Origin of the sequence: Microcystis sp. MC19 (genome assembly GCF_003019735.1) — a bacterium.
In the GTDB taxonomy this organism is placed as follows: domain Bacteria; phylum Cyanobacteriota; class Cyanobacteriia; order Cyanobacteriales; family Microcystaceae; genus Microcystis.
Map to the genome: position 1 here is coordinate 1,587,673 of NZ_CP020664.1, position 17,739 is coordinate 1,605,411.

Annotated in this window: 15 protein-coding genes; 5 read left to right on the top strand and 10 right to left on the bottom strand. The window is 44.0% G+C overall.

Annotated features, from left to right (window positions below):
• The first annotated feature begins 69 nt into the window (after window positions 1-69).
• The 3 genes from B5D77_RS08155 to B5D77_RS08165 all read left to right on the top strand — a co-directional run bounded on the left by B5D77_RS08155 (window position 70) and on the right by B5D77_RS08165 (window position 4,409).
• Window positions 70-1,821, top strand: a complete 1,752-nt coding sequence (locus B5D77_RS08155) for a mechanosensitive ion channel family protein (RefSeq protein WP_008197726.1) — start codon at window positions 70-72, stop codon at window positions 1,819-1,821.
• 451 nt (window positions 1,822-2,272) lie between these two features.
• On the top strand, window positions 2,273-2,377 hold the full coding sequence (locus B5D77_RS27080; RefSeq protein WP_253852116.1) for a hypothetical protein: 105 nt from the start codon (window positions 2,273-2,275) through the stop codon (window positions 2,375-2,377).
• 493 nt (window positions 2,378-2,870) lie between these two features.
• Complete coding sequence (locus B5D77_RS08165) at window positions 2,871-4,409, top strand: SUMF1/EgtB/PvdO family nonheme iron enzyme (RefSeq protein ID WP_008197728.1); 1,539 nt, start codon at window positions 2,871-2,873, stop codon at window positions 4,407-4,409.
• Between the two features lie 828 nt (window positions 4,410-5,237).
• Here the strand turns inward: B5D77_RS08165 and hpsU are convergent.
• From hpsU to B5D77_RS08180, 3 genes are all read right to left on the bottom strand, one after another.
• Window positions 5,238-5,828, bottom strand: a complete 591-nt coding sequence (gene hpsU, locus B5D77_RS08170) for a hormogonium polysaccharide biosynthesis acetyltransferase HpsU (protein WP_106908619.1) — start codon at window positions 5,826-5,828, stop codon at window positions 5,238-5,240.
• A gap of 5 nt (window positions 5,829-5,833) precedes the next feature.
• On the bottom strand, window positions 5,834-6,784 hold the full coding sequence (locus tag B5D77_RS08175) for a glycosyltransferase family 2 protein (RefSeq protein WP_008197739.1): 951 nt from the start codon (window positions 6,782-6,784) through the stop codon (window positions 5,834-5,836).
• Window positions 6,785-6,933: 149 nt separating this feature from the next.
• Complete coding sequence (locus B5D77_RS08180; RefSeq protein WP_106908620.1) at window positions 6,934-7,599, bottom strand: urease accessory protein UreF; 666 nt, start codon at window positions 7,597-7,599, stop codon at window positions 6,934-6,936.
• Window positions 7,600-7,733: 134 nt separating this feature from the next.
• Between B5D77_RS08180 and B5D77_RS08185 the strand changes: the two genes are divergently transcribed.
• Window positions 7,734-8,345: a hypothetical protein gene (locus B5D77_RS08185; protein ID WP_106908621.1), complete on the top strand. Its 612-nt coding sequence runs from the start codon at window positions 7,734-7,736 to the stop codon at window positions 8,343-8,345.
• Between the two features lies 1 nt (window position 8,346).
• On the opposite strand, the gene B5D77_RS08190 is transcribed toward B5D77_RS08185, so the two are convergent.
• Window positions 8,347-8,850, bottom strand: coding sequence for a molybdenum cofactor biosynthesis protein B (locus tag B5D77_RS08190; protein ID WP_008197752.1), 504 nt, complete (start codon window positions 8,848-8,850; stop codon window positions 8,347-8,349).
• A 476-nt stretch (window positions 8,851-9,326) separates the two neighbouring features.
• On the opposite strand from B5D77_RS08190, the gene B5D77_RS08195 reads away from it, so the two are divergent.
• On the top strand, window positions 9,327-10,190 hold the full coding sequence (locus B5D77_RS08195) for a RodZ domain-containing protein (protein ID WP_106908622.1): 864 nt from the start codon (window positions 9,327-9,329) through the stop codon (window positions 10,188-10,190).
• 128 nt (window positions 10,191-10,318) lie between these two features.
• Here the strand turns inward: B5D77_RS08195 and B5D77_RS27665 are convergent, their stop codons facing one another.
• The 6 genes from B5D77_RS27665 to B5D77_RS08220 form a co-directional block, all read right to left on the bottom strand.
• Window positions 10,319-10,447 (bottom strand): hypothetical protein, encoded by a 129-nt coding sequence (locus B5D77_RS27665; protein ID WP_256386921.1) that lies wholly within the window; start codon window positions 10,445-10,447, stop codon window positions 10,319-10,321.
• Window positions 10,434-10,946, bottom strand: a complete 513-nt coding sequence (locus B5D77_RS08200; RefSeq protein WP_106908623.1) for a dihem cytochrome c family protein — start codon at window positions 10,944-10,946, stop codon at window positions 10,434-10,436. Before B5D77_RS08200 ends, B5D77_RS27665 begins: the two co-directional genes overlap by 14 nt.
• Window positions 10,947-11,352: 406 nt before the next feature.
• A complete protein-coding gene (locus B5D77_RS27085) occupies window positions 11,353-14,124 on the bottom strand; it encodes a bluetail domain-containing putative surface protein (RefSeq protein ID WP_254053054.1) in 2,772 nt (923 codons plus the stop codon).
• A gap of 537 nt (window positions 14,125-14,661) precedes the next feature.
• Window positions 14,662-15,879: an ATP phosphoribosyltransferase regulatory subunit gene (locus tag B5D77_RS08210; RefSeq protein ID WP_106908624.1), complete on the bottom strand. Its 1,218-nt coding sequence runs from the start codon at window positions 15,877-15,879 to the stop codon at window positions 14,662-14,664.
• A 37-nt stretch (window positions 15,880-15,916) separates the two neighbouring features.
• Window positions 15,917-16,858 carry a J domain-containing protein gene (locus tag B5D77_RS08215; protein WP_008197777.1) on the bottom strand — a complete coding sequence of 314 codons (942 nt, stop codon included), beginning with the start codon at window positions 16,856-16,858 and terminating at the stop codon, window positions 15,917-15,919.
• 53 nt (window positions 16,859-16,911) lie between these two features.
• Window positions 16,912-17,733 (bottom strand): inositol monophosphatase family protein, encoded by an 822-nt coding sequence (locus tag B5D77_RS08220; RefSeq protein WP_106908625.1) that lies wholly within the window; start codon window positions 17,731-17,733, stop codon window positions 16,912-16,914.
• Window positions 17,734-17,739: the final 6 nt, after the last annotated feature.

Consider the following 17,739-nt stretch of genomic DNA (forward strand, 5'->3'; position numbering starts at 1 on the left):
TCAACGTAAAGTGCTTACTCTTTAACGATTATACTCTATTATACTCTTGTTGATCGTTTAAGTCCCACTATGCAATTTGTACCAGTTGTCGATATTAATCAAAGATATTTAATGCTAACTACAGCATCTAGAGCTAGAGGATGGATGAAAAAAATTGGGGATACTCTGCTAATATTTGCTGTAGTTTTACTACTGACTCTTACCTCCCCTCTTTTGGGAATAGCTCAAAATCCGACACAACTGGAAAACAAAATTGACGGCTTTCCAGTTATGTTAGATGGAAAACCCCTCTTTTTTATCCGACGGGGAGTTTCTTCATTTTCGGCGGAGGAGAGAGCTAACGCTATTACCCGGAGAATTGAAAGAATTGCTCACAATGATTCTATTCCTGTTGAGAACCTGACAATTAAGCAGATTCCTGATGATAACTCACTTTATTTAAGTGTAGATCAAGAAGTAATTCTAACGGTGACTGAGGGAGACGCAAAAGCCTATCGTTCAACGCCGGAGGTTTTAGCTCAACAAGCTTTACAAAAAATTCAGGTCGCTATCGCTCAATATCGCCAAGATCGAAAACCAGAACAACTACTTAAGAACGTCATTTATACGGTTATAGCTACCTTTGTTTTCTTGATTATTAGCTTTGCAGTTATCAAAATTTCAGGGAAGCTATTTCCCTTTATTCGACGTTTGATTGAATCCTTGACACCAGGCATTCAAATCGGGAATGTTGAGATCATATCTTCCTCTAAGATCAGCTTTTTGGGGCTGCGATTTCTGCGTATAATTCGCTTACTTGTTCTCTTTTTATTATTATTTAATTATACTACATTTGTACTCCGTTTATTTCCCTGGACAAGAGTTTTTGGCGAGAGTATTTTAGTTTATTTTTCTCAATCATTAGAACTGGTTTTATCCTCTATTGGTAAATATCTTCCCAATGCCTTTATTATTGCCATAATCATTTTTATAACCTACTACTTAATCCGGCTAATCAAGCCATTTTTTACAGCAATAGAAAGAGGAAATCTGATTATTCCTGGTTTTTATACTGATTGGGCTAAACCTACTTACAATCTCCTATTAGTCATAATTATTGCCTTAGCGGCAATAATGGCTTTTCCCTATTTGCCCGGTTTTGATTCCCCTGCTTTCCGCGGTGTTTCTGTTTTTCTTGGTCTTCTTTTATCCCTTGGTTCTACTTCAGCGATCGCCAATGTCATCGGGGGAATTATTCTTATCTATACCCGGGCATTTCGCATCGGAGATCACATTCAAGTGGGAGATGTAATTGGCGATCTAATTGAAAAAAACTTCCTAGTAATTCGCATTTGCACTCCCACTAATAAAATCATTACTATTCCTAACTCATCTTTATTAAGTAGTAATGTGATTAACTTTAGTATTTCCTCGCGGGAATTAAACAGAAATCTAATTATTCAGACAACGATTACCCTAGGGTACGATCTGCCTTGGCGAAAAGCCCACAAAACCTTAATTGAAGCTGCTCTAGAAACTGTGCATATTCTCAAAGAACCCGCACCTTTTGTCCTGCAAACTAGCCTAGATAATTTTTACATCAGTTATCAATTAAACGCTTACACTAACCAACCCAATTTGATGGTAATAATTTATTCAGAACTCCATCAAAATATTCAAGATAAGTGTAATGAAGCTGGGATTGAGATTCTCTCTCCCAGTTACACTTCCCTACGAGATGGAAATACAACAACCATTCCCGAAAATTATTTACCTTCCGATTATGTTGCGCCTCCCTTTCGTGTTCAATCTTCAGACAATCAAGAAAACAACACATTTTGACACCAAATCCGTTTTTAAGCACTCACTGTTGACGGATTATTAATAGACCTCTGGTAAAAATCAAAAGTTGTTGTTAGGAGTAAGTAGCCAGTAGTCAGGAGAATTAAGAATGAATAATAATTAATTCCATAATCTCTTGACAGATTTTAGGCAATTTAATCCTTATTTTTGCCGTTTTTGAACTATCAAAAGTTAATTGTGCAAGAGGTTTAATATAACATCGCCGATGCCGCATTATTAGGATTAGAAAACAGCGAATTAATCACTCTGAGTGCTTGCCAAACCACCAAAGAAGCCAAGGCTGATAGCAGAGAAATATCGGGACTGGCTTACATCATCAGTAATTACCAGTCTTTGTCCCGCGGCCGATGACAAAGAATTAGCAGACAAATTCCCTGAGATAATTACTTTAATTATGATGGCTAAATTCTATCGAAATCTCCAGACAGAAATGAACAAAAGCCCAGGGATGAGAGAGGCAAAACTAAGCCTGATCAAAAAATATCCCCATCCTTATTGTTGGTCGTCTTTTATCCTGATTGGGGCTGCCAATTAAGCAGCCGATAAGAACTATAGCTCCCATTCTTGATAGCAATGAAGGCGCACTCATGCCCGTCGCTTAAATTCACTAAACAGGAGGATTCAGATATGGTCATGAATCAAGAAGCCTTGAATTATCTGGCTCTACCGAACCTGTCATGTAAAACTATCAACAACTCATGCTTGTAAAGTTTATATACTAAGGCTTTGAGTTTTTGTCAGATTGATATTTATCAACTTTAGAGCATTGCTGTGCAGAGAGGGAGCTTGAGGAATTTTCTACAGTGTAAGTTTGGAAGAACCAATTATCTTAAGTTTATCCCGCTTATTAAAGAGGTGCCAAAACGTCCTTTTTGACAAGCGGTACATTTGGGCGGATTGGGTGTTGTTATTGGTTGGTTGCTTATAAGGTATGGGCCGGATGAGTTAAGCTTTTGCATTGGCTGATTAAAACTTGGCAATCAGAGTAAAATAGAAGCAAAAGTGTTGCCAAAGCGGGAGTATTACAGATGCCTGAGTCGTCAGAGTTCCATGTCTTCCTCTGTCACAACAGCCAGGACAAGCCTGAAGTTATCAAGATTGCCCAAACCCTGAAACAACAAGGATTAAACCCTTGGCTGGATGTCTGGGAATTGCGCCCCGGATTGCCTTGGCAGCGGGAATTGGAACGGCAAATTGAACACATCAACGCAGCGGCGGTTTTTGTCGGTGAAAATGGGATTGGTCCTTGGCAAGAGATGGAAATTGAAGCCTATTTGCGACGGTTTGTGAACAAACGCAGTCCAGTAATTCCAGTTTTATTGCCTAATGCGCCTCAAAAACCTGAATTGCCAATTTTTCTTGAAGGAATGACTTGGGTAGATTTTCGCGGCTCTCAGGCTGACCCAATAGGACAATTAATTTGGGGAATTACTGGCAGCAAACTAAGTGTTAAACCGTCTTCCTCTTCTCAATCGCAGCAAGTTAAACTTGAAGAAGAAATATCAAATTTACCTAGAGAAACAAAACCTTACACAGTATCTACTCCGGTTATTCTTGCTCCAAAATCACCTCGTATTCCGCCTTTATCAGTAGCAATAAATCGGCGAAAATTGTTGCAATTGATCGGTTGGACAGGTGCAGGTTTCGGCGCAACAATAATCGGAAGATCGGTTTATCAATTAGCAACGCAACCAAGCTTCAGTAAATTTGAGTTTGAGACCTTAACAGTAAACAGCAAAGGAGAAGAAATTAGCCGTAGTCGCAAGCAAGCTGAATACTTTACTGAAGACTTGGGCAATGGGGTAAAATTCCAGATGGTAGCCATTCCTGGCGGGACTTTCATGATGGGTGCGCCAGCGACAGAAGAAGGAAGTAGCGATGAGGAACGCCCCCAACATCAAGTGACTATTCCTGCTTTCTCTATGGGCAAATTTCCAGTTACCCAAAAACTCTGGATAGCTGTTGCTTCTCTCCCGAAAATTGAGCGCCCACTCAGATTAGAGCCATCGCGTTTTAAGGGGGATGATCGACCGGTCGAAAGTATCACTTGGTACGAGGCGATCGAATTTTGTCAGCGACTGTCGAAGAAGACGGGACGGGAGTATCGCTTGCCCAGCGAATCGGAGTGGGAATATGCTTGTAGAGCAGTTACCAGTAAAGAAGCAAGTCAAAACCTTCCCTATCCACCTTTTTACTTCGGGGAAACCATTACGACAGATTTAGTAAATTTTAACGGCAACTCTACTTACGGCAATGCAGCAAAAGGGCAATTTCGCAAAGAAACAACTCCAGTCGGGACATTTCCCCCCAATGCTTTTGGTCTCTATGATATGCACGGAAATATTATGGAATGGTGTGCCGACCATTGGCACTACAGTTACAACGGTGCGCCAACGGATGGCAGTGCTTGGCTGAGTCAATATGAGAATGATTATCGGCTGCTGCGCGGTGGGTCTTGGGACTTTAATCCGGGGAACTGCCGTTCGGCATCCCGCTATAGCAACAGTCCAGTCCTCGACTTCTACGATGTCGGTCTGCGGTTGGTGTGCGGCGTGGCGAGGACTTAATTTACCCTTCGCTGCTGTTCATTTAACTTGGTTTTTCTTCCTCTTCCTTTTTGATTATAATACAAAATTAAATTGTATTCAGTGCAGATAGAGCATCAAGGATGAAGGGAAATCCCGTGAGAGAAGCAACCCTCTGGGGCTGACGGGGTGACGATGTGGCTAGACAGCTTGCTGTATAATAGCCATCGCTCGTTGACCTCTCTGGTAAAAGGGGAGCTTGTTGCTATTAATTCTTATTCAATCCTACACCCAATCCCTGACAAAATTATAAGTTGCTCCCCAATTACTACCGTACAAACCTATCAAAAAATTACTATTTTGGCTCTCCCAGCTTTGGTGGGTAAAATGTATTCTAAGATACATTTCTCAAGAGCGAGGGGGTGGAACGAACCACAAAGACACAAAGGACACAAAGATCGATCGATCCTATGTCAATTAAACTTATCACACAGAACCTAGAAGAGCCCTATTTTTATTGGCCTTCTGCTTAACTTTTCTCTTGCGTCCGATATATTCATTGCGATCGCTGATTGGGGCGGGTGCCTTAGGCGGCTACCAATTCTGTTAAAAAACCCCAATCAACAATCGGCGCGCCACGCACTAACTTGATCATTACAGCGTTTCTCAGATAGATGAGGTTCGTTCTTGCGTCTAAAACACTTGATTAGCAAGGATTACTGTATGCTTCACCTTTACCAGAAAGGCTGTAGACCTCTCCAATAATTGCCAAAATAAGGGCTGAAGCGCTTACTACAAGCCTAGCAAAAATGTTTTCTGGAGAGGTCTATTAAATTGGTGCGCTATGATTATAATAAAATGACTCTTAGCTTAACTGCTATAAGGATTCATCTTTCTATCGTATTGAGGACGACAGGGACTGCCCCAAGCAACCTTTTGAGCGGGAATATCGGCAAATACGCTACTTCTTGCCCCAATAACAACATTAGAGCCAATTTTTACCCCCGGAGCCAAAAAACAATCGGCTGCGATCCATGTACCATTACCAATGAGGATGGGAGTGGTTTTTAAGCCAAAAGAGCGATCACCGGGATCGTGACTGCCAGTGCAAAGATAGCATTTTTGAGAAATCACACAATGACTGCCGATGGTAACGTTATCTAAACTATAAATCACCACATCATCGCCGATCCAAGTATAATCGCCGATCGCCACTTTCCAAGGATAAGTAACCCTTGCCGTCGGGCGAATTTTCACCCCAAGGCCGATTTTAGCCCCGAATAGCCGCAAAACAGCGCAGCGAAAGCTATCCATCTGATGTAAACTGAGGGGAAAAAGAATTCCTTGTACTAACCACCAAAGTAGGATAATCGGATTAGAACGACCGCGATCAAACCAAGATTGATCGTAGGTACGCAGATCTAGCCACGCTTCCTCATCGGTGCGGATTTCTGGGGACATAGGACTTATTTAATCATTTCTGCGGGTTGAGGTTCCGAGGGTTTAACCGCGGGATTAACATGGGCATTAACGTTTAATTTACCGCCAAATCGCCGTAGTTCGTACAATTTAACCCCAATTTGGTATTCGTACTGACTCAAAAGACGACCGTAAATATAACCAGCTTTGCCATCTAAGAAACCGAGACGGATAAAATAAAAGAGAATAAAGCGCAGCAGCGGCTTAAAGGGCAATTTTACCCAAATTTTCTTTAAAAAACGTTTTCTCTGCACCGCATCACCGAAGAAGTTCCCTCCGATCGTGCCGCTTTCGTCATTACCCGTGAGAATATTGTAATAAACCCGCGCCTCCCAGTTGGAATAACGATTATGTCTTTCTAACCAATGATAGATATCGCGGAAATCGATGTGTAGCATATCATTTTTCAGATAGCCCACCTTGCCATTAAGGATAACGTGTTCGTGAACCTCGTTATCTCCCGTGTTGGGTATATCTTCCGTGTTTAAATTCTCGTATCTGCCAGACTTATGTTTAAATAAACGCAGATTCCAGTCGGGATACTTGCCGCCATAACGAATCCATTGTCCGAGGAAGAAGACGCGACGATTGAGATAATAACCGTTATAGTTGGCATCTTGGATGACGGTGGCGATTTCGTCCCATAGTTCGGGGGTGATTCTCTCATCACAATCGACGATTAATACCCATTCATTGCGAAAGGGCAGGTTATCGAGGGACCAGTTTTTCTTTTTCGGCCAACGACCATTAAAATGAAATTGGACTACATTAGCACCATAGTTGGTAGATATTTCGATCGAGCGATCGCTACTTTGGGAATCGACGACAAACACTTCATCAGCCCTAGCAACACTCTCTAAACAGGCGGGAAGGTTAGATTCCTCGTTTTTGGCGGGAATTAACACCGAAACGGGAATTTTTTCTGATTGACTAAACATTGGTACACTGTGGCTAGGTAGAGTGTTCGCACCTTTCCTTAAAACCCTTAGTTACTCAGAAAGGGAGAACTAGGGCTTAAGATTTTTTTCAATCATACTATACCTTATCTGCTTTTTTCCGTCATTTTCCTGCTCTTCTCTCTAAATTTCTAACTGCGAAATAGACGACTATACTGGGTTTCGTGGTTCATACTGGCAAAACCTAGCCCCCAACTCCAACTGCTCAGGTTTTCATCGGCTAAACTGATAATATCTGCTGTTGCTGTTAATAAACTGGGCTGTAAACCGATCAGAAGCGATTGTCCTAGGGTTTGCCCAAGGGGAATTAAACGCAGTCCTGCATTGATTAAATTACTTGCCCAACTGTGTAAATAGCCTAAAACCGCTAATTCTTCTCCAATTTGCCAATGACTTGCCCCGATCGCAAAGGCGGTGGCATAATTAGCCTGTTCCGGTAGATTATCTCTGTCGGCTGCTAACTCCCGCAATAGGTTTAACAGCGATCGCCCCATTTGCCAGCTTTGTTGTCTTAATTCGGCCGTTTCTCGCGTTGCCGATAACCAATTGTCCCAATAATTAAGTTTTGTAAAATCCTCTTGACAAAAACAACGATATACTCTTAGCAAAACGGCCGTTTCTAAGCGAATCGAGCCTTGACCAAGCGATCGCTCTAACCAATCATTTAAGCTGGCACTATTGGAGATAATCCCCTTTTCGACGAGGGTTTCTAGCCCTTCGGAATAACTATAGGCCCCGACGGGTAAAATCGGACTAGCCAATTGTAATAAACACAAAAGTTCTTTTTGAGCGAGCATAGAAAACCGAGAAAATTGTCCTTAACACAATTAGGGAAATGCTTGGTGCTTCGGTATGTAGATCGAGCCAATAAAAAGCGGCACTCTCTCAATTATACCGTGATTAATAGCCACAATTATAAACTGCCCTACTTATGTCCTCACGAGCACAGCATTTGCTGAAAATAAATCTTGTCGTTCTTCTCTTGGTTTTAGCTTTGATTGCCGGGGTTGATCGGGCAAAATTACCCGCTAGTCTTTTATTTTATCCCCCCGCTACTCCCCCAAGTCCGATCGCTGGTTTATTAACCCATTCTTTTCAATTGCTTTGTTGTTTACCCCCGATTGTTTGCCTTTTTAGTTATGCTTTATTGTCCCGGAAGGCAAGTTTCCGTAATTCTCGCCATTTTTTACTTGTTTCTGCTATAATAACGGGACTTTTTGCCATCAATGAAATCTTCAGAATTCATATCATTCTCCTCTATTTTGATATTCCCAAATTCTTGACTATCTCTGTTTATGCTTTGGTAATTCTGATTTATGGTTTAGTATTTTGGCGGCAAATAAGACAAACTTATTACCAAATCTTAATCATCGCTTTAGCACTTTTAACTTTGGCGATTACTATCGATTTTCTCCCGATTAAAAATCGAGGTTTTGCCAGTCTAAGTGAAGGAATTCCCAAACTGTTAAGCGCCGTGAATCTAGCTGGCTATTTTTGGGATGTATGTTTTCAAGAAATTGCCGCCAAGCTCAAATTCCAATAAATTATCCATTCAACTGTTTAACCAGATGTGAGATTTCGGGAAGAATCAGTTTTTCTAGGGCTAATTTAACGGCATTAGTGGAACCGGGGAGAGAAAAGACCAATAAGTTTTGATAAACCCCAGCTATTGCCCTTGATGCCATGGCACGGGAGCCAATTTCCTGATAGCTGAGATAACGAAATAATTCGCCAAAACTGGGCAAAGTAATCCTTAATAAAGGCACTAAAGCATCATAGGTGGTGTCTCTGGGAGCAATACCCGTACCCCCATTGAGAATTAAGACTTTTATCCGATTTTGATGGCTAATCTCTGGTAAGATTGCTTGAATTTGTAAGGGTTCATCGGGGATAATTAAGTATAGGCCGATATCATGACCCGATCGAGTTAGTAACTCTTGAATTATTTGGCCACTCCTATCCGTCTCTGGGGTACGAGTATCGCTCACCGTGACTACGGCACAGGTAAGGTGAAGGGGGGTGGTGTCGGGATGGGGAATAAAGGTCATAATTAGGGTTTGCGGCAAAAAGTTTTTCCTGGGGGCAGGGTGTGGCCCCCCCAACCCCCCCGACATCGGGGGGGTGGGGTGTGGGGTGTGGGGTTTTACCAGTTTTGAGGTGGCCAATTACCTAATTTTCAGGGAAAAAGTGCCTAAATTTCCCCCCGATCACTCCCATATCCAGTACTTTTTGATTGACAAAAGGTCTAAAAGTCTTACCCAACAAGGTTTTTAGATTTATTTAGCCAGCCCTAATTAGGGATAAGCTGAGAGTTGGAGAAAAACAAGCATTGAGAACAAATGTATGTATTGGCTGGTCAGTGCAGTCACCCTAGAATAAAAAACTTAACTTTGGCAAATATTGCCGATTTTTGCCAGTTTTTGGCACTTTTTCGCTGGTAATGACGACAAAGTAAAAGGAGCTTCTAGAGAACAGATTATCCCAAAATAACAAAATCGAGATTATCATCTAATTGGTATAGATTATGACTGGAATTATGAGTCAACTCAGTCCCCTACAAGCCGAACAAATCAAGGAAATCGGGACTTATTTACGTCAAAAACGAGAAGAAAGCTGCCTGAGCATAGAAGATATCGCCGCCCTGACGATGATTAGAGTACCAATGCTAGAAGCGTTGGAAACGGGGAATTGGGAGAAATTACCAGAATTAATTTATGTCAAGGGATTTATCAAACGCTACGGTGATGCCCTAAAAATTGATGGTAAAGCTTTAGCTGATCGCTTGTCTCCTAGTGCGGAACAATTAGCCCAAGAGGTAACTATCCCGAAAACACTGCCCACAAAAGTTACCCCTCTCCCCAAGGCTGAACCCGCTGCCCCAAAAGTGGAACGGGTGAAACCAGAAAAACCAGCCCCAGAAACTAGCCCCCAACCAACTAAATCAACCTTTTTCGGAATTTATCTCTGGCTAGGCTTGCTGGCGGGTATATTTTGCGGTATTGGCTATCTTTTTCTTCGTCCCCCTCTCTCTAACCCCCCTGCCGTTACTCCCTCTCCTTCCCCCATGGGTTCCCTCGCACCGGTAGTCTCTCCTGCGCTGGTAGCCTCTCCTTCCCTTTCTCCTCAGCCAAAAGTTCCTCTCTCAGCCGAAGTAACTATTGAACAGGCCGCTTGGGTAAGGGTAATTGCCGATGGCAAAAAAGTCCATGAAGGCAATCTCCAACCCGGGACCAAACGAACTTGGACAGCCCAAAAGAGTTTAACTATTCGATCGGGCAATGCTGGTGCTGTTAAAATCTCTCTTAACGAAAACCCTGCCCAATTAATGGGTAAAGCTGGCCAAATCGGCGAAATCACCCTAACTGCACCCCCTCTCAGTGATCAGTAAACAGTAATCAGTAATCAGTGAACTAAAAACTCACATCTGAAAACAAGGGCCGAATCTAAGACCTAATTGGTTAAGCTAAAAGCTTTGATGTGCTTAGTTTCTAACCTTCTTTTTAGGTAGGAGAATTGTCAGATTCTGTCTTTTGCCTCTTGCCTGTTGCCCCTTGCCTTCAGAAGCTGAAAACTGAAAACTGAAAACTGATAACTGATAACTGATAACTGATAACTGATAACTGATAACTGATTAGGCTGCATCATCCCAGATGGGGGTAAGGGTTTGATAATCGTAGCGGGAAGCGTTGGGATGACAGGTGACACAGGTGGTGTGACCGAGAGGAGTGGGTAAATTGACCCTAGGATGCAAAACCTTTACATAGCTGGACTGTTCAATTAGGAGGGGAACAAAAGTAGTCTCCCTAAGAGGGCGGGAAGAATAACTGAGATAATCCCAGATAAGACGCTGAGTAATGCCGACAATTGGTTTTAAACGGATACCATAGTGAGAATTAGGATTTTCTAGGATTTTTTTCCAAGTTTGACTCGGTAGGATACTGGGAGCAATGGCAATATGGCAGCTGGCACAATTTTCTAGATAGGTTTGCTGTCCAATTTGATAACGATTCAGCACTGTATCCGAGGAAGTAGATTGGGCGATCGCTGGTTGTTGAAGTAGCGAAGCCAGTAGAATACCCCCTAGAATACTGAGGAGAAAGAGGATAAGAAAAAAAATCGATTTCACTTGACCGCTGGAAGGCATAACTGGGATAACGGGTAATTGAACACAATTTTGACACTCTCGCCATCACACAGCTTTGCGGTGTGATGGGAGATTCTTGCTTCACAGAAACCTGCTTTTTGAGACGAATCCCAACGAGTCTTACAGTCTCTCCACAAGCTTAAACTCCTGACTGCCCATCAGTATTTGGGCTCTTCTGGTTTATGTGTGGAAACGAGGTCTATACTGATATTTTCTAGTTTCTTCTGCGGCTCGACTGAGCGTCGCCGAACGTCAAAATAGCCCTAAAAGTCTTGCTTGATAGGTATTTCACGGTTTCATAAGCAAAAATCATAACACAAAGTCGAGAAGAGCCTCTTAACTTTTTTTATATCAAAATTACTTGAACGGGAGCATGAAAAGGGGAGAATTAATCCCCCCCATCAATTTAGACAAAGAAACTATTGACCGCAATAGTGCCGAGCGCCGGTAAACTACCCGTTAACCCAGTAAGATTAATCACCAAATCATTAGCACTTTGGAAACCCCCCGTACCGTCGTTGATAATTAGGTAAGTAGAAGAACTATTGTCCCGTACTAAAACAGCACTGTTAATTCCGAGAGCTTGATTTCCGGCTGTTGCCCCATTAGCATCAATGAAGACGTTAGTAACAATAGTGTTAATATTGGTCGTGGTGCTATCTGTTGCCCGGGTAAAAGCGAGAGGGGCATTAATTGCCGCACCAGCTTGACTAAGCAGGTCAATCTTATCAGTACCGATAGCAAAATCCGTAACTCGGTCTAGGGCTGCTGCGGTGGACTGACTAAATTGGAAAATGAAGATGTCTGTCCCCGTCCCACCGGTTAAAGTATCGGTTCCAGCAGCACCATTGAGGGTATCGTTACCAGCGCCACCCACTAGAATATCATTACCTAAGCCACCAACTAGACTACTTGGGGAGGGATTACCAATCTGATTATCACCGTTAAAGTCTTGTTGAAAGTTGGTTTCTTGGCTGAATGCTGGCGTTGAGTTTAATCCCCACCCTCCAGTGGAAGATTGCCAATTCCAATTGCTATCTAAATTCCATATATATAGAAGGTTTTGTGATGTATTCCTCAGGAGGACTTGGTTAATTCCATTAACGGTTTCTGCGGCTAATATTTGCCAACCAGGGTAGGTATTTGTGGCAATATGAGTGGCACCATTTTTGATGGCGATGGGGTTATTATTGCCAATTTGTGCGTAAAGTTTATTAGTTGTGTCTTGGACTAATTTGGTGTTACCAAAGGCTTCAATTGGGGTGAAGGGTTGACCGATGAATCCATCACCGTTAAAGTCTTGTTGGAAGTTGGTTTCTTGGCTGAAAGCTTGGGTTGAGTTTAATCCCCACCCTCCAGTGGAAGATTGCCAATTCCAATTGCTATCTAAATTCCATATATATAGAAGGTTTTGTGATGTATTCCTCAGGAGGACTTGGTTAATTCCATTAACGGTTTCTGCGGCTAAGATTTGCCAACCTGGGTAGGTATTTGTGGCAATATGAGTGGCACCATTTTTGATGGCGATGGGGTTATTATTGCCAATTTGTGCGTAAAGTTTATTAGTTGTGTCTTGGACTAATTTGGTGTTACCGAAGGCTTCGATTGGGGTGGAGGGTTGACCGATGATTCCATCACCGTTAAAGTCTTGTTGGAAGTTGGTTTCTTGGCTGAAAGCTTGGGTTGAGTTTAATCCCCACCCTCCCTGGGAAGATTGCCAACTCCAATTGCTATCTAAATTCCATATATATAGAAGGTTTTGTGATGTATTCCTCAAGAGGACTTGGTTAATTCCATTAACGGTTTCTGCGGCTAAGATTTGCCAACCAGGGTAGGTATTTGTGGCAATATGAGTGGCACCATTTTTGATGGCGATGGGGTTATTATTGCCAATTTGTGCGTAAAGTTTATTAGTTGTGTCTTGGACTAATTTGGTGTTACCGAAGGCTTCGATTGGGGTGACACTGATATCATCATTTTCAATGGTTCCCGTGGCAGTAGCGGTGGTGATAGTAGCGCCGTTGGTGGCATTGGAGAGGGTGACGGTAAAGTTTTCGTTCAGTTCTACCGTTGTATCCCCCTGAACGTTAACAGTAATTACTTGACTGGTTTCCCCCACCGCAAAACTCAAGGTTCCTGAGGGTAAGACTCCTCCGACAAAATCAGTGGCATTGGCAGGATTGGTTCCAGTGCCGGTAACTGCCCAACTGACGTTATTGGTTCCCGTGGTATTAACCGAACGAGTGACGGTGAAAGTAAAGGCTTTACTGCCACTGTTGCCCTCGGTTTGATTGGCACTGGTGGCGGCAATGGCGAGGGTGGGAACTGCTACATCATCATTTTCAATGGTTCCCGTGGCAGTAGCGGTGGTGATAGTAGCGCCGTTGGTGGCATTGGAGAGGGTGACGGTAAAGTTTTCGTTCAGTTCTACCGTTGTATCTCCCTGAACGTCAACAGTAATTACTTTTGAGGTTTCCCCGGCGGCAAAACTCAAGGTTCCTGACGGGAACACTCCTCCGACAAAATCAGTGGCATTGGCAGGATTGGTTCCCGTACCGGTAACTGCCCAGTCAACGTTATTGCTTCCGGTGGTATTAACCGCACGAGTGACGGTGAAAGTAAAGGCTTTACTGCCACTGTTGCCCTCGGTTTGACTGGCATTGGTGGCCGCAATAGCGAGGGTGGCAGGAGGAGGAGACGGATAATTAGGCGTATTATCAAACAGATTGAGGGACAGAGTATAGGTTCCTGTCCTAACGGCATTATCAATACTGCGAGGGAACAGGTTGGGATTAACATCAGCAAACGTCCCAGAAAATGGACGCCCCAGTCCTCCCCATACGGCTAGGTAGTACAGTCCATTAGCCGGCAAAATAAACGCATAGGTACCCGAACCACTCTGGGAAGAATTTTGTATTCTATTGCCATTAGCATTGTATAAAACTCCACCAAAAACCAAATCTGCTAAGTACCAAGGAAAGCCATCGGCTGTAATCTTCCATTCGATGCGATCTCCCGCTCCTCCCTGAAAGCGATAAAAATCCATATCATCTCTCAGATCGGCGAGAAAGTAGTTATCTCCAATGGATCCTGTCAGTGATACGCTGGCATTTCCTTGAGAATTGATTCCCGTGTTGATCGCATTAGCTAGAGTGTCATTATGCTGTTGTTCTGTCATTTTAGTACATTTAAACTGCTGTGTGTGAAAGATTGTCAAGTATTCTGGTTTAAGGCGAAAAACAAGTTCTACAGTACAATTATTTGTAGGATGGGTTAGCGGTAGCGTAACCCATGCGGGCGTTAGGTTTCATTCTTCAATCCAACCTAAGTTCACCTCTGGTATAGATTAGAATCGATTATTAACATTGATTTTTGCTTATGATTTATTATGGTTTCAGTGGGTATTAATGGGGGTTATTATAAACAAACCAATCAATATTATTTATAAAGTTTTTTGAACGGCTCTTCTGGTTTATGTTTGGAAACGAGGTCTATTCTTGCGAAACAGGTGCAAGATTTTCAGAGAATCGTGCTTCAAAACCTTGCGTCTTTATCGGCCCGCGTCCTGTAGTGGCGAAGCATTCGGATAAAAAATCTACGGTTTCACCGATAGGTTATTGCCCGAATGCTTCGCCCGTACTTTTTGCCGCAAACCCTAGATAGAGTTCTATAGCAGCGGGCAGAAAGCAGTATTTTCGCTGCTTTTGCCCCCTTTTTAGAGAGATTCTTCCCTCACGGAACCATCTTCTTGCACCCAGGCGAGATTTTTAATCATCCGATCGCGGGCATAGGTACGAAGTTGTGCCTCGCTGCGACCCCCTAAATCGATCGCCACTCTCAGATTCGGATCACCGGTGCGAAGGGAGCGAGCCTTAGCAAAAGTCGCTATCTGGGCGTTATTACCCAAAGGGATAAGCAACCAGTCGAGGGGGGGAGCTTGACTGGGTAAAGTCTCGCCTGATAATAAACTGTCGTGGAGTTCTTCGATATTCAGGGAAAAACCGATACCCGGAGCCGATTGCCCCTGGGGATGAAAAACGCCCAATAATTGATCGTAGCGTCCGCCCTGGCCTAAAACACTGAGATTTTGCCGGTGATAACTAACGGCTTTAAAAACGATGCCGGTGTAGTAATCAAAGGTTTGAATCAGACTTAAATCGAGAATTAGGGGAAAGGGTTCAGAGCGATCGGCATTAAGCAGCTCTACTAGGGATTTAAGGTTATTAACGGCTTTTTGGGCTGATTCTTCCTGGGCTAATACGGCCACTTGTGCGAGGACATCCTCGGGATTACCGCGCAGGTGAAATAATTGTCGGGCTTGCTGCCGGAGGGTTTCGTTAGGATAGGGAAGATTTTCGAGGCTAACGTAGTCGAGGAGGGCTAAACAGCGTTTCACCTGTTCGCGTAAGGGATCCGGAAAGGGGGAAAGTAGGGAACGAGTCAAACCGGCTTCTCCTAAAATAATCTGCCAGTTAGGGACGGCCAAACTATCGAAACAGTCGGCCAGGAGCAGTAGAATCTCGGCATCAGCTAGTAAACCGCCAGAAAAGAGCAGTTCTACCCCCGCTTGATAGAATTCCACTTGACGACCGTGATAACCGGCGCTAGGGCGACGAAAAACGTTAGCCCGATAACAGAGACGTTGGGGATAGGACTCCCCACTCATGCGGGTGACGGCACTACGGGCAATGGAAGCGGTTAATTCGGGGCGTAATCCCGATAGTCCTTGACTATCCCCGTGCAGTTGGATCACGGCGCTGGGATCGATCGCACCGCCTGCGGTGAGGGTATCGAGCCATTCAATGGTGGAGGTGACGATCCTTTGATAGCCCCAACGCTGAAAGACAGACTGAAGGCGATCGTTAATCCAGCCTTTTTGGGTAACTTCTAGGGGTAATAAATCCCTTGTCCCCGCCGGGGGTTGATGAATCATGGGAGTTTGCTAATCAAAATCGGTGGCACTGGTAGTCCTATTTATTCTTTTTACCACCAAATAGAGACCAAAAACCGCCCTTGCGCTCCCCTTCCTTTTTTTGTCCCTTCTGATCTTGCCTTTCAGTGTTAGGATTAACCACTTTATCTAGTTCCCGTTTGCACCTAATCACCGTCGCATCTTTGGGGCTGGCTTTCCATGCCCGATTGATATGAACCCGGGCCATGGAGAGTTGATTTTGTTGCAGGTAGGCCAAACCGAGCAGGGCGTGACAGATGCTATTATCCGGTTCTTGCCGCAGGGCATCGCGCAATTCTCGCACAGCTTGGGCGGGATTATTTTGGTCAAGAGAGGCTTGAGCGCGGCGAATATAAGCTTCTAGGGGCGATTCGTTGGCTTTAGCCTGGGCTGCCGTGGTGGCAGCAGCTGCCCCTAACTCGGACTGGTTAGAATTGCCCTGGGAGATAAAGACTTTCGGGGTGGCTTTCTTGTTGCCCCGACCTTCGGTTAAGATCAGATAAACCAGATTGAGTTCACTGAGTTGGGCGATTTTCTCATAGGCATTTTCTAGGGCGGTATATTGATCGATCGCCAAAGATTGCAGGATTTTTTGATAGGCTAATTGATAGTTAGCACTAGATTGGGCTAGTTTTCTAGCCGGTTCGCTATTGATGGTGATTTTACTCAAATCTCTCGCCATTGCCTTGCCCATTTGTGCTAAAACCAGCCGGAATTCTTCCCGAGATAGGTCGCGGCCCAGATGTTCGTAGGCCGGGTTAACTAATTTTGCCAGTAACTGATTAGCCTGTTCCCTGGCGGCGGGGGTGTGAATGCGACAGGTATCGGGATGGAGTTTATAGGCGATTTTTAAGTAACGCTCGCGAATCTCCTCCTGTTCGGCATCGATCGAGACTCCTAAAATAGCGAAGTGATCGATTAAATCAAATTGAAATAAACCCCTGGAAATTGGAAAAGGCATACGGAAGATCTTATCTCCAATCAAAATGATAATCGCAATCAATGTTAAAATAATTAAAACTGAAAGCTCCAAGAAGCCGCTTTTTGCAGAGCTTGGCTTAAGGGGGTGTGAATCTGTCCATTAGTGGCTAGGATTCGCCCCGTTTCTATCAGAAAAGGACTCTCATCGTAGGCGGTAATTTTACCCCCAGCTTCTTCGATCAGAATAACTCCCGCGGCCAGATCCCAGGGATTAATCCCTCGTTCCCAATAACCATCTAAGCGCCCACAGGCCACATCGGTTAAGTCTTTGGCGGCAGACCCGCTGCGGCGTACCCCTTGGGTCAGATGGGTCAGATAACAGAATTCGGCATAATTATTATCGGGGGTTTGACAGCGATCATAGGCAAAGCCCGTCACCAGTAAACTTTTTTCTAGTTCACTCGTCCGGGAGACATGGATGGCACGACGGTTCAGGGTGGCCCCCAAACCCCTGGCAGCCCGAAATAGTTCCTTTCTAAAGGGATTATAGATGACTCCCACTGCTGCTTTCCCTGCGATCAGTAGTCCGATGGAGACGACGGCTACGGGATAACCATGGGCATAGTTGGTGGTTCCATCGAGAGGATCGATCGCCCAGAGATACTCGCTATCGGTCCTTTGCAGTTTTCCCGATTCTTCCGCTAAAATCCCATGTTCGGGAAAGTGACGGCCAATAATTTTGAGAATTTCTGTTTCTGCTCGACGATCTATTTCCGTCACTAAATCGCCCGATCGCCCTTTCTCTTCTATTTTCTCGATTTTACCCCAATTATCCTCGATAATTGTTCCTGCCGCTAGGGCGGCTTCACTGGCAATGTCTAGGTATTTTTCTAATTGGCTGCTAGTATCTGGCACGATTAA